Annotated in this window: 11 protein-coding genes and 1 tRNA gene; 6 read left to right on the top strand and 6 right to left on the bottom strand. The window is 54.6% G+C overall.

All coding sequences use genetic code 11. The annotated features are described in order from the left end of the window. The first annotated feature begins 11 nt into the window (after positions 1-11). Positions 12-602 (top strand): histidine phosphatase family protein, encoded by a 591-nt coding sequence (locus IT971_RS13230; RefSeq protein ID WP_063095584.1) that lies wholly within the window; start codon positions 12-14, stop codon positions 600-602. Further along, positions 599-1,090, top strand: coding sequence for an HAD family acid phosphatase (locus IT971_RS13225; protein WP_082822713.1), 492 nt, complete (start codon positions 599-601; stop codon positions 1,088-1,090). The genes IT971_RS13230 and IT971_RS13225 overlap by 4 nt, the downstream gene beginning before the upstream one ends. A gap of 45 nt (positions 1,091-1,135) precedes the next feature. On the opposite strand, the gene msrB is transcribed toward IT971_RS13225, so the two are convergent. The 5 genes from msrB to IT971_RS13200 all read right to left on the bottom strand — a co-directional run bounded on the left by msrB (position 1,136) and on the right by IT971_RS13200 (position 5,046). Next, positions 1,136-1,576, bottom strand: a complete 441-nt coding sequence (msrB, locus tag IT971_RS13220) for a peptide-methionine (R)-S-oxide reductase MsrB (protein WP_007090400.1) — start codon at positions 1,574-1,576, stop codon at positions 1,136-1,138. A gap of 101 nt (positions 1,577-1,677) precedes the next feature. Then, positions 1,678-2,142, bottom strand: a complete 465-nt coding sequence (locus IT971_RS13215; RefSeq protein WP_082822714.1) for a thermonuclease family protein — start codon at positions 2,140-2,142, stop codon at positions 1,678-1,680. 32 nt (positions 2,143-2,174) lie between these two features. Continuing rightward, positions 2,175-2,729: an AAA family ATPase gene (locus tag IT971_RS13210; protein ID WP_007090398.1), complete on the bottom strand. Its 555-nt coding sequence runs from the start codon at positions 2,727-2,729 to the stop codon at positions 2,175-2,177. Between the two features lie 170 nt (positions 2,730-2,899). After that, complete coding sequence (locus tag IT971_RS13205; RefSeq protein ID WP_037990931.1) at positions 2,900-3,937, bottom strand: hypothetical protein; 1,038 nt, start codon at positions 3,935-3,937, stop codon at positions 2,900-2,902. A gap of 122 nt (positions 3,938-4,059) precedes the next feature. Beyond that, positions 4,060-5,046, bottom strand: a complete 987-nt coding sequence (locus tag IT971_RS13200; RefSeq protein ID WP_007090396.1) for a LysR family transcriptional regulator — start codon at positions 5,044-5,046, stop codon at positions 4,060-4,062. A 223-nt stretch (positions 5,047-5,269) separates the two neighbouring features. Between IT971_RS13200 and chvE the strand changes: the two genes are divergently transcribed. The 4 genes from chvE to araD all read left to right on the top strand — a co-directional run bounded on the left by chvE (position 5,270) and on the right by araD (position 11,122). Continuing rightward, a complete protein-coding gene (gene chvE / locus IT971_RS13195) occupies positions 5,270-6,349 on the top strand; it encodes a multiple monosaccharide ABC transporter substrate-binding protein (protein ID WP_007090395.1) in 1,080 nt (359 codons plus the stop codon). Between the two features lie 148 nt (positions 6,350-6,497). Then, a complete protein-coding gene (mmsA, locus tag IT971_RS13190; protein ID WP_063095585.1) occupies positions 6,498-8,021 on the top strand; it encodes a multiple monosaccharide ABC transporter ATP-binding protein in 1,524 nt (507 codons plus the stop codon). 11 nt (positions 8,022-8,032) lie between these two features. Next, positions 8,033-9,220 (top strand): multiple monosaccharide ABC transporter permease, encoded by a 1,188-nt coding sequence (gene mmsB, locus IT971_RS13185; protein WP_007090393.1) that lies wholly within the window; start codon positions 8,033-8,035, stop codon positions 9,218-9,220. A 153-nt stretch (positions 9,221-9,373) separates the two neighbouring features. Further along, on the top strand, positions 9,374-11,122 hold the full coding sequence (gene araD / locus IT971_RS13180; protein WP_007090392.1) for an L-arabinonate dehydratase: 1,749 nt from the start codon (positions 9,374-9,376) through the stop codon (positions 11,120-11,122). Between the two features lie 154 nt (positions 11,123-11,276). Here the strand turns inward: araD and IT971_RS13175 are convergent. Next, a tRNA-Val gene (locus tag IT971_RS13175) sits at positions 11,277-11,353 on the bottom strand. Positions 11,354-11,400 lie beyond the last annotated feature (47 nt).

The following is an 11,400-nucleotide window of genomic DNA, read 5'->3' as shown; positions in this document are numbered from 1 at the left end:
AATGACCAGACATGATTTATCCTGCAAAGACGTTCGATTTTCCGAAAGTGCCGTTTGTGTTTATTCGGCACGGGGAAACCGATGCCAACAAGGCCGAAATCATCGCCGGGTCAAGCGAGCCGCCATTGAACAATGCCGGTCGCGAACAGGCGCGTGCGATTGCGCCATTGATGGCGATGGCAAAATGGCAGGCGGTTTATGTCAGCCCGCAGGACAGGGCGCGCAAAACAGCCGAACTGGTTTTGCCCGATTATGATTTGCATATTCTTGACGGGTTGCGCGAACGCCATTGGGGTGACCTTGAAGGCCGCCCGATTGCCGAGGCTGGATCACGGTTCGATACCCCGCCCAATGGCGAAGGGTTCGATGCGATGTGTCAGCGGGTATCGTTTGCCATGCAAACAGCTCTGGCCGAGGTAAGCGACCGTTTGACCGTGGTGGTTGCCCATTCCGGTGTCGGGCGTTGCATTCTTTATATGACCGGTTTTGATGCCGAAGGTCCGCGTATTGCAAATGCAACGCCGATTCTGTTCCGCCCGGTCGGAACGGGATGGGAATATGAAAATTTGACCGAAGATCTGATCAGGGAGATTTCCGCGTGACCCAGCCAGAAACCATAATATCCGGTTCGATCAGTAACCCGCGTGATGCGGTGGTGTTCGATATGGATGGCACGCTGGCCTATTTCGATGCCGATGAATTGGGGCATCTGGTGCATGGGGTGGAAAAGCATTGGGATGCGTTTTTCGATGCAATGGATAAAGCCGCCCCGATTGCCGATATCGAACGGCTTTTGCGCGTTTTGCACCAATCCGGGCAGGCGATTGTGATTTGTTCGGGCCGCCCGGCCGGGTGGCAGCACCGGTCCGAAGCATGGCTTCGGGCACATGGCATTCCGTTTGATGGCATGTATCTGCGCCCGGAAGATGCCGATCACCGCACGGACGAGGAAGTCAAAGAAGACCTTCTGGCACAAATCCGTGCCGACGGCTTCAACCCGTGGCTGGTAGTCGATGACCGCAAGCGCGTGGTGGACAAATGGCGCGATATGGGGTTGACCTGCCTGCAATGTGCGCCGGGGGATTTTTAAGGCCTTGATAGAGAAAGACCGGCGCGTGTGCCGGTCTTTGCTGTTTTAATCAAAAAGCGGTTTGTATTCGCCGTATCCTTCGGCCTCTAGATCGCGGACGGGGATAAAACGCAGCGATGCGGAATTGATGCAATAGCGCAGGCCACCGGCTTCTTTGGGGCCATCGGGGAAGACATGGCCCAGATGACTGTCACCATGTTTGGAGCGGACTTCGATCCGGCGCATGCCGTGGGTATTGTCCTCTCGTGCGACGACATGATCTGTTTCGACAGGTCGGGTGAAGCTTGGCCAGCCACAGCCGGAATCAAACTTGTCGCGGGATGTAAATAACGGCTCGCCCGAGACGATATCGACATAAAGCCCGTCTTCCTTGTGATCCCAGAATTCATTGCGAAACGGTGGTTCGGTGCCGCTGTTTTGCGTGACGTGATACTGGTTGGCGTCAAGGGCTTTGATTGCGTCCGGGTTCTTGGTGTATTTCGTCATGGTTTCTCCGGGAGGCGTGATTTGGTCATGCTTCCGAAGATGGTCGGATTGGGCGCAATGTCCAGTGCCTTCACGGCAAAGTTATGGATTTTGGGACCGGATCACCCTTGGCACCAGGGTTGGCGTTTTGTTTTGCCGTCATAGGGGCGGGCGAGACCCTGATTGATCAGTTCCTGATCGAGTGCCCTGCCGTCAATGCGCACCGATGCGACGACGCGTCCGCCATAACGGCCCCATTCCGGTTCGCAGAATTCAACGCGTTTGGCCGATTTCAGGCTTTGACGGGCGAAATCGCGGGCTTTGCCCGCAAGGGACTTTTCGCTTTCGCATTTGCCGCGTATTTCGGGGGTGTCCACGCCGCGCACACGTACCGACATTTCGGCAATTTCGCCGGGAAGGCCGGGGATATTCACATAGATGGTATCGCCATCATAAGCGTATTCACCGTGCCGTTCGCGCAGCGGCCAGTCATAGCAGGCAGCGATAGCCGAGATGGAGGCCGCGGGCAGAAACATGCTGCAAAGTGTTAGAGGTGCGATGGTGAGTCGGATTGAGGTGCGGGGCATGTGGGGTGTTCTTTTGACTTGTCTAAGGCGGATTAAAGTTTCAGGCGGGCAAGGATCTGGGCGGCGCGCTGTTCGACCGGGCCTTTGCGGATTTCAATCGGTTCATAACCGCATTGCAGATAGGTGCGATACAGAACGACATATGTTCTGACGGCGTCCGCGAAACTTTGTGTTCGCGCGCTGTCGGTTTTGTAGATTTCCGACCATGGCGGCAGGATGAAAACCGTTTTGCGATAGCGATAGGTTTCAATGGCGCGTTTAAGGCCGGGGTCATCGGGTAGACCGGAAAGTTCCCGATGGGCCAGCGTATCGGGAAGGCCACGATCAAAGAACACGGTTTGCGGATCCTGACCCATGCCGTGTTGCCATGCGCGGATCGAGCCGCGCGTCATCAACCCGGCATAGGCTTCATTATCGCCCCAGGGCAGGGCATTGCCGCCGCGTTCCTGCTGTTCTTCGATCACGGCGCGCGCGACTTCGCGGCTTATTTCATAGCCGCGTTCATGAAGATAATTGATCAATGTGGTTTTGCCAGCACCGGGCCCGCCGGTGATGACAACAAGATTGGATGGATAAGGCGATTGCATTCGTATTCCCTGCACAAGGCGCACGATATGAAAGCGCTTTGCGGCAAGCTGATGGCGTAAAAATGATTGTTTGGGCCTTTGGGGCAGGACGCCCGAAAGGCATGGGGAGGCAGGGCATTAATCCGCACCGCAAGGACTGTCAATACAGAGATTGCCCGATGGGATCTGCTTTAATAGCAGCTTTCAAGCAGCGTGATCGAACCGGTGCCTGCATGCATGGCGGTTACCGTGCCATCCGGCCCGGTTTCAAAGCGGATGCCCGATGTTTTGGCATCATTTTCCCACCAGGTCAGGTAACGGCCATCTGGGCCTTCATATTCGTGTTCTTCATCGATCAGGTTATCGCCATAGGCCGCAAGGACATCATCAATGGTATCGCCAACCTGAATATTATGGCCGGTTCGGATCAGGCTGGTGGCGATATCATATTCATCGGCATAAACCGAAACCCGGGCCAGCTTTTCATCAAGCATCATAAAGCCAAGCCCGGTCGGGCCGCCTGCCGATTGCAGGTGATAACAGGCGTTATTTTCGCTCCCTTCGCGGGTTGATGTCATGGGCTCGACCATGGCTGTACGGACCTGATCCTCGGTCATGCCGATTTTGGCATCGCCATATCCTTCGGGCGACAGGGTCGCAAGCGGGGTGTTTATGGCATCAAGTACAAGGATATCAATGGTGGCGATATCATCGCGTACAGTGACCGCACCAGGTTCGATGCGTTGCGATAAATAGGTCTGAGCACCGGTCTGCTGGCTTTGCCAGCTTTCGGGCAGAAACAGCTTTTCGCGTGGTTCAAGGCACAGGAACTTTGCGCCCTTGAGCTGTTTTGCATGATTGAATGAAACGTTGGCCGGGATATCCATACAGATGGTCTGGGGCAGGTCGCTGAACCAGTTGACCGGGGAGCCACGATCATCGCAAATCGTCGGATCAAACCGCAATTCGCAATAGGGCGGGACCGTATCGCGCAGGACCATGTCAAAAACCATCTGACCCTGATCTGCTTCTGTGATCAGGGTTTCCACCATTGTCTCGTCGGGATCAAGGATCTGATAATGCGTCAGGTTCCAGACGAAATTATCGCGCAGATCAAACAGAACATAGGGATCGGTTTCCGGTATCGCGACAGGATTTTCCTGTGCCGTGCTGGCAAAGGCAAAATGGGTCAAGCCCAGTGTCAAAACGGCAAGTGTTGCTGATTGCATTAATTGCATTATCTGTCCGGCGGAATGTTTGGTCTTTGTGTTGAAAGCTTGTGCGGAACTTTATGCGAAAGACATGCCATCGCGCCACTCGCTTTTGGTAGAGGACAGGCCCCGGCATGAAATCAGGCATCGGGCTTTTCGATACGGGCAAGAATATGGTCAGAAACCAGTTGCGCGGATGGTGACAGGCGGTGTCCGCGCGCGGTAATCAGGCTGTAGGGTTTGATTTCAATCGTTCCGTCAAACGGCAGTTCGGCAATCATGCCCCCGATGCTTAAAAGCGATGTGACCTCCTCGGCCATCGGTGCGATGGCATCCGTGCCCGACAGGGTGGCAAGGGTAACCAGCAGTGACGCGGAATTCAGGCTGGAATGCGGCAGCGGCAGATGGCGCGAGATAAACACGTCTTCGATGGTGCGGCGCATCAGGTTGCCTGGTGGCGGTAATAGCCATTCGAATTTGGCAAGACGGGCCAGTGAAACAGGCTTGTTTTCGGCAAGCAAAGGATGCCCGGCGCGAACCATCAGGCGGATTTTCTCGCTTCGGATTTCGCGGATGTTGAATTGGCGAGGGTCCATATCTTCGGGGACGCGGCCGATGACAAAATCATGATCCCCCGCCAGCAGATCCTTGATCAGCAGATGCGATGGTCCGACCGACACATGTGCTTCAAGCAGGGCGTTGATCGACTGCACCGTGCGGATGGCCGGCACGACAAGATCAACTGCTGCTGCGGTCACAGCGCCGATGAAAACCGTGCCGCCGCCATGCTTGATATCCTCGATCTCGCGTTCGGCTTCGCGGATTTCAATCAGCATGCTGCGCGCGCGCCTCGCCAGTGCGCGTCCAGCATTGGTCATTTCAATGCCGCGCGATCCGCGCACACAAAGCCGGGCTTCAAGAATGGTTTCCATTTCTGATAACAGACGTGATGCTGCGGGCTGCGATGTTTGCAGCATGGCGGCGGCCTGGCTGATCTGCCCGGTTTCTTCCATCGCGACAATCATGCGCAGATGGCTAAGCTTCAGGCCGCGCTGAAACAGATTGCCGGATCGAAACAACAGGGATTTTGCGGAACTCAGCGGTAATGTTTTTGCGGGCTCAGTCATTGTGATCCTCCGTTCCCGGCGAGTTTAATATATCATTATTGATATGCAAGTTTCGAAAATACTTATTTGATTGTTATGTCTGGCCCCGGAATAATGGCGCCGCATCTCGCGGGAAAACGGGATGCATTATCAAGCGAAAACAAAGACGCGGCACAGACAGGCAGCTTTGCCTGGAAAGTCGGGCAAAAGGCTGTAAAGGCCGTGTCTTTTAGGGAGGAAAGATATGAAACGTCTCAGTGCCGTAATGGCAGGGGTCGCCTTTGGCGCGGCCGCAATGATGAGCCCGATGATTTCCGGCAGCTATGCACATGCCGATGAAAAAGGATATGTCGGGATCGCGATGCCCACCAAATCCTCGGCACGCTGGATTTCGGACGGCGAGTCCATGGTCAAGCAGTTCGAAGACGCCGGTTACAAAACCGATCTGCAATATGCAGAAGACGATATTCCCAACCAGCTTTCCCAGATTGAAAACATGATCGTCAAAGGCGTTGATGTTCTTGTGATCGCGGCAATCGACGGCACCACGCTTTCGAACGCGCTGGAAAATGCCAAGGCAGCCGGTATTCAGGTGTTCGCCTATGATCGCCTGATCCGTGATACCGCCAATGTTGATTACTATTCGACCTTCGATAACTTCAAAGTCGGCGTTCAGCAGGCAACCTCGCTGGTTGAAGGTCTGACCGCGGCTGGTGAGCCGCCCTATAATGTTGAACTGTTCGGTGGTTCGCCGGATGATAACAACGCCTATTTCTTCTATAACGGTGCGATGTCGGTTCTGCAGCCGCTGATCGATGAAGGCACGGTTGTTGTCAAATCCGGCCAGATGGGCATGGACAAGGTCGGTACCCTTCGCTGGGATGGCGCGGTTGCACAGGCACGTATGGATAACCTGCTGTCGGCTTATTACACCGACGATCAGGTTGATGGCGTTCTGTCACCCTATGATGGTCTTTCGATCGGCATACTGTCGTCGCTTAAGGGCGTTGGCTATGGTTCCGGCGACATGAAAATGCCGGTTGTTAGCGGTCAGGACGCCGAACTGCCGTCGGTCAAATCGATCCTTGCTGGTGAACAGTATTCCACGATCTTCAAGGATACCCGTGAACTTGCACGCGTCACCGTTTCGATGGTCGACAGTGTTCTTGCCGGTAAAAAGCCGACCATCAACGATACCAAAACCTATGACAACGGTGTGAAGGTTGTTCCTTCCTACCTGCTGGAGCCGGTTATGGTTGATAAATCCAACTGGGAAGAAATCCTGGTGGGTTCGGGTTACTACACCAAGGACGAAGTCCAGTAATCCGTTGATCTGAATGTGACAGAGGGCGGGCTCGCTCTGAAATGCTGGCCCGCCTTTTTCTGTGCTGTCTGAAACTGACGGTAACAGTCAAACAAGACTGCGAGCGAGAATAGCGCCGTTGTGAAAACATCGGCAGTGGGAGGACCGGATGGATACCATCCTGGAAATGCGCAATATCACCAAAACCTTTCCGGGGGTGAAGGCGCTGGACGATGTCAGCCTGAAAGTGGAACGTGGTGAAATCCACGCCCTTTGCGGCGAAAACGGGGCCGGTAAATCGACCCTGATGAAGGTATTGAGCGGCGTTTACCCGATTGGCACCTATGAAGGTGACATCCTTTATGACGGGGATGTGCAGGAATTCAAGGATATCCGCGACAGCGAAGAACGCGGCATTATCATCATTCATCAGGAACTGGCTCTTGTGCCGTTGCTGTCGATTGCCGAGAACATCTTTCTGGGCAACGAGATTTGCGAAAACGGTGTGATTAACTGGCCCGCGACCTTTGCACGCACGAGCGAGCTTTTGAAAAAAGTCGGGCTTCGCGAAACACCCAGCGAACTGATCACCAATATCGGTGTCGGCAAGCAGCAGCTTGTTGAAATTGCCAAGGCGCTTTCGAAAAAGGTCAAGCTTCTGATCCTTGACGAGCCGACGGCAAGTTTGCAGGAAAATGACAGCCAGAAACTTTTGGACCTGTTGCTTGAATTCAAGGCGCAGGGGATCACATCGATCCTGATTTCGCACAAGCTGAACGAAATCAATCGCGTGGCTGACCGCATCACGGTTATTCGCGATGGCAAGGCGATTTCGACACTTGATGCGCGTGGCGGCAAAATTACCGAAGACGATATCGTCAAGGATATGGTCGGGCGTGATATGGCGCATCGTTACCCTGATCGCACACCCAATATCGGCACGACCAAGCTAATGGAAGTGCGCAACTGGAATGTGACCCATCCGCTACATCCCGAACGCAAGGTTGTCAAAAATGTCAGTATCGATGTGGCGGCAGGCGAGGTTGTCGGGATTGCCGGTCTGATGGGGGCCGGGCGTACCGAACTTGCCATGAGCATCTTTGGCCGTGCCTATGGCGCGGATATCAGCGGCGAGGTCCTGATCAATGGCAAACCTGCCGATGTGTCGACCGTTGAAAAGGCGATTGCATCGGGTCTTGCCTATGTGACAGAGGATCGCAAGGAAATGGGGCTGGTGCTTGAAGAAAGCATCACGACCAATATCACATTGGCCAATCTTGACGGTGTTGCCGAACACGGCGTCATCAATGAAGGGGCCGAACGTCAGGTGGCCGAAGAATATCGCAACAAAATCAATATCCGCACCCCGAATGTCGGACAGAAGGCTGTCAATCTTTCGGGGGGTAACCAGCAGAAAGTCGTTTTGGCGAAATGGCTGTTTGCCGGGCCGGAGGTCCTTATTCTGGACGAACCGACGCGCGGCATTGATGTTGGTGCGAAATACGAGATTTATACGATTATCAACCAGCTGGCAGCCGATGGTAAGGGGGTCATCATGATCTCGTCGGAGATGCCGGAGCTTCTGGGCATGTGCGATCGCATCTATGTGATGAACGAGGGTGAGATCAAAGGGCAACTGGCGGCAAATGATGCCAGCCAGGAAAAAATCATGCGCATGATCCTGAAAGCGTAAGGAAGCAGACAATGACGGATACTTCTAGCAGCAAATCGATGGGTTATTACCTGCGCACGCATATGCGCGAATATGGCATGGTGGTCGCGCTGATCGCGATTCTGGCCTTCTTCCAGGTGATGACCGATGGCGTGATGCTTAAACCGGTCAACCTGACCAACCTGTTCCTTCAGAACAGCTATATTATCATCATGGCAGTGGGCATGCTGCTGGTGATTGTCGGCGGCCATATCGATCTTTCGGTTGGATCGGTCGTCGGCTTTATCGGTGCGCTTGCTGCGGTGATGATTGTCCATTGGGATTTGCCGACGATTATTGTGATCCCGGCCTGTCTGATCGTCGGTGCGATTATCGGTGCCGCCCAAGGATACTGGGTTGCCTATTGGCGCATTCCGTCCTTTATCGTGACGCTGGCCGGTATGCTGGTGTTTAAAGGTTTGACGCTGGCGCTTCTGGGCGGGGCATCGGTTGGTCCGTTCCCTGACAGCTTCCAGGCGATGTCTTCGGGTTTTCTTCCCGATTTCTTTGCCGGTTTGATCGAAGGCCGGTTTAACATCTTTTCGATGGTTCTGGGCGTTGCAATTGCGGTGATCCTGCCGGTTCTTGGTCTGCGGGCACGCGCCAAGCAGGCGAAGTTCGCCGAAGTCGAAGAGCCGATCGCGTTCTTTGCCGCCAAACATGCGATTGCCGGTATCGCGATACTTTATGTCACCTATCTTTTGTCAACCTATCGCGGGTTGCCGAACGTTTTGATCGTGATGGCGCTTCTGATTGCGATATTCACCTTCATCACCAACAGCACAACGCTTGGCCGCCGTATCTATGCGCTGGGCGGGAATGAAAAAGCCGCCAAGCTTTCGGGCATCAATACGAAACGCCTGACCTTCCTGACCTTTGCCAATATGGGCATGCTGGCCGCGCTCGCCGGTCTTGTGTTTGCCGCGCGTTTGAATACGGCAACCCCGAAAGCCGGTCTTGCGTTCGAGCTTGATGTGATTGCAGCCGTGTTTATCGGTGGCGCATCGATGTCGGGCGGGGTTGGCAAGGTGATCGGTGCGGTGGTTGGCGCTTTGATCATGGGTGTCATGAATAACGGCATGTCGATCATTGGCGTCGGTATCGACTGGCAGCAGGTCATCAAGGGTCTGGTGCTGCTCGCGGCTGTGATCTTTGACGTCTATAACAAGAACAAAGCGTAACAACATGCAGACGAGGAACGGCACGGTTCTGACAGGATCAGTTGCTTGGATAAAGCAATTGCACAGTCGTGCCGTTCAAAGTCCCCCATATGGAATGCCACATCCATATGGAATCGGACCCGTCTCGATAAAAACTCATAAAGGAGAACGGGCATGACGAAGTTCAAACCGGCAGCATGGCCCCGCGTCCTGCGTTCGCAGGAAGGTTGGTTCGGCGGAACCAGCAAGGACAATATCTATCACCGCAGCTGGATGAAGAACCAGGGCCTGCCATCGGACCTGTTTGACGGTCGTCCGGTGATCGGGATTTGCAATACCTGGTCGCAGTTGACGCCCTGCAACGCGCATTTGCGCGATCTGGCGGAACGCGTCAAACACGGTATTTACGAAGCTGGTGGTTTACCGCTTGAATTCCCGGTTTTCTCGCCGGGCGAGAGCACATTGCGCCCGACCGCCATGATGTTCCGTAATTTGTGCGCGATGGATGTCGAGGAAGCGCTGCGCGGAACGCCGCTTGACGGTGTGGTTCTGATGGTGGGCTGCGATAAAACCACCCCAGCCCTTTTGATGGGGGCTGCAAGTGTTGATATCCCTGCGATTGTGGTTACCGGTGGGCCGATGCTGAACGGTAAATGGCGCGGTCAGGATATCGGTTCGGGCACGTCGCTTTGGCAGCTTTCCGAAGACCGCAAGGCTGGCAAGATAAGCACCGAGGATTTCCTTGAAGCCGAAATCGCCATGTCGCGTTCGCCTGGTTCGTGCAACACGATGGGCACCGCATCCACCATGGCCAGCATGGCCGAGGCATTGGGCATGGCGCTTTCGGGCAATGCTGCGATCCCGGCCGTGGATAGCCGCCGCCGCGTGATGGCGCATGTGACGGGCCGCCGGATCGTGCAGATGGTCAAGGATGATCTGAAACCATCGGACGTCATGACCAAGGAAGCGTTTGAAAACGCGATCCGGGTCAATGGTGCGATTGGTGGTTCGACCAATGCAGTGATCCATTTGCTCGCCATTGCCGGGCGTGTTGGCATCGACCTGACACTTGATGATTGGGACCGTCTGGGTCGTGATATTCCGACGATTGTGAATCTGCAGCCATCGGGCAAATACCTGATGGAGGAATTCTTCTATGCCGGTGGTTTACCGGTGGTCATCAAGGCACTGGGCGAGGCGGGCAAGCTGCATAATGATGCACTGACCGTTTCGGGTGACACCATGTGGGATCAGGTCAAGGATGTTCAGAACTGGAATGACGATGTCATTCGCCCGTTCGAAAAGGCCCTGACCCAAAGCGGTGGCATCGCGGTTGTCAAAGGCAACCTTGCACCCAATGGTGCGGTGTTGAAACCGTCGGCGGCAACAGCTTCCTTGCTCACCCATCGTGGTCGTGCCGTGGTGTTTGAGGACATTGATGATTACAAGGCCAAGATCTATGACGAAAGCCTTGATATCGATGAAAACTGCATCATGGTTCTGAAAAACTGCGGGCCGAAAGGCTATCCGGGCATGGCCGAAGTCGGCAATATGGGCTTGCCGCCCAAGGTGTTACGCAAGGGCATTACCGACATGGTGCGTATTTCCGATGCCCGTATGAGCGGCACGGCATATGGCACGGTGGTTCTGCATACATCCCCTGAAGCCGCTGCTGGCGGCCCGTTGGCGGTGGTGCAGAATGGCGACATGATTGAGCTGGATGTGCCAAACCGCAAGCTGCACCTCGATATCAGTGACGAGGAGCTTAAGAAGCGCCTTGATAATTGGAAATCGACGGTACCGGTACCGGAAAGCGGTTATGCATCGCTGTATTACAAAAGCGTCATTGGCGCGGACAAGGGGGCCGATTTCGACTTCCTCGTCGGTCATCGCGGCAAGGCGATCCCGAAAGACAGCCATTAGGCCAAAGCTCCCGCAAGACGCGATAGCGTTGATTGCGCACTCCCGACCGGTCGGCAGGAAGCTGCTGACCGGTTTTTTTATTCTCCAGAGAGGAAAATGCAGCCTGCTTCCCTGTTCAGGGAACGGTATGACGATTTAAGTTTTATGGAAAAAATGGTGGGCGTAACAAGATTCGAACTTGTGACCTCTCCCGTGTGAAGGGAACGCTCTAACCAACTGAGCTATACGCCCGAAAACGGAAATCGCGGCCCGGTTGGGCAGCTTGCTTTCCATCGGTA

The organism is Thalassospira sp. B30-1, assembly GCF_015767575.1.
GTDB lineage: Bacteria > Pseudomonadota > Alphaproteobacteria > Rhodospirillales > Thalassospiraceae > Thalassospira > Thalassospira xiamenensis.
Note: the sequence above shows the minus strand (reverse complement) of the source record. Positions and strands in the feature narration are given on the sequence as shown.

Bases quoted from the DNA above. Each gene is read 5' to 3' on its own strand.
- IT971_RS13205 (WP_037990931.1), bottom strand. From the start codon at position 3,937: ATGCAATCAGCAACACTTGCCGTTTTGACACTGGGCTTGACCCATTTT.
- mmsB (WP_007090393.1), top strand. From the start codon at position 8,033: ATGACGGATACTTCTAGCAGCAAATCGATGGGTTATTACCTGCGCACG.
- IT971_RS13215 (WP_082822714.1), bottom strand. From the start codon at position 2,142: ATGCCCCGCACCTCAATCCGACTCACCATCGCACCTCTAACACTTTGC.
- araD (WP_007090392.1), top strand. From the start codon at position 9,374: ATGACGAAGTTCAAACCGGCAGCATGGCCCCGCGTCCTGCGTTCGCAG.
- msrB (WP_007090400.1), bottom strand. From the start codon at position 1,576: ATGACGAAATACACCAAGAACCCGGACGCAATCAAAGCCCTTGACGCC.
- IT971_RS13230 (WP_063095584.1), top strand. From the start codon at position 12: ATGATTTATCCTGCAAAGACGTTCGATTTTCCGAAAGTGCCGTTTGTG.
- mmsA (WP_063095585.1), top strand. From the start codon at position 6,498: ATGGATACCATCCTGGAAATGCGCAATATCACCAAAACCTTTCCGGGG.
- chvE (WP_007090395.1), top strand. From the start codon at position 5,270: ATGAAACGTCTCAGTGCCGTAATGGCAGGGGTCGCCTTTGGCGCGGCC.
- IT971_RS13200 (WP_007090396.1), bottom strand. From the start codon at position 5,046: ATGACTGAGCCCGCAAAAACATTACCGCTGAGTTCCGCAAAATCCCTG.
- IT971_RS13210 (WP_007090398.1), bottom strand. From the start codon at position 2,729: ATGCAATCGCCTTATCCATCCAATCTTGTTGTCATCACCGGCGGGCCC.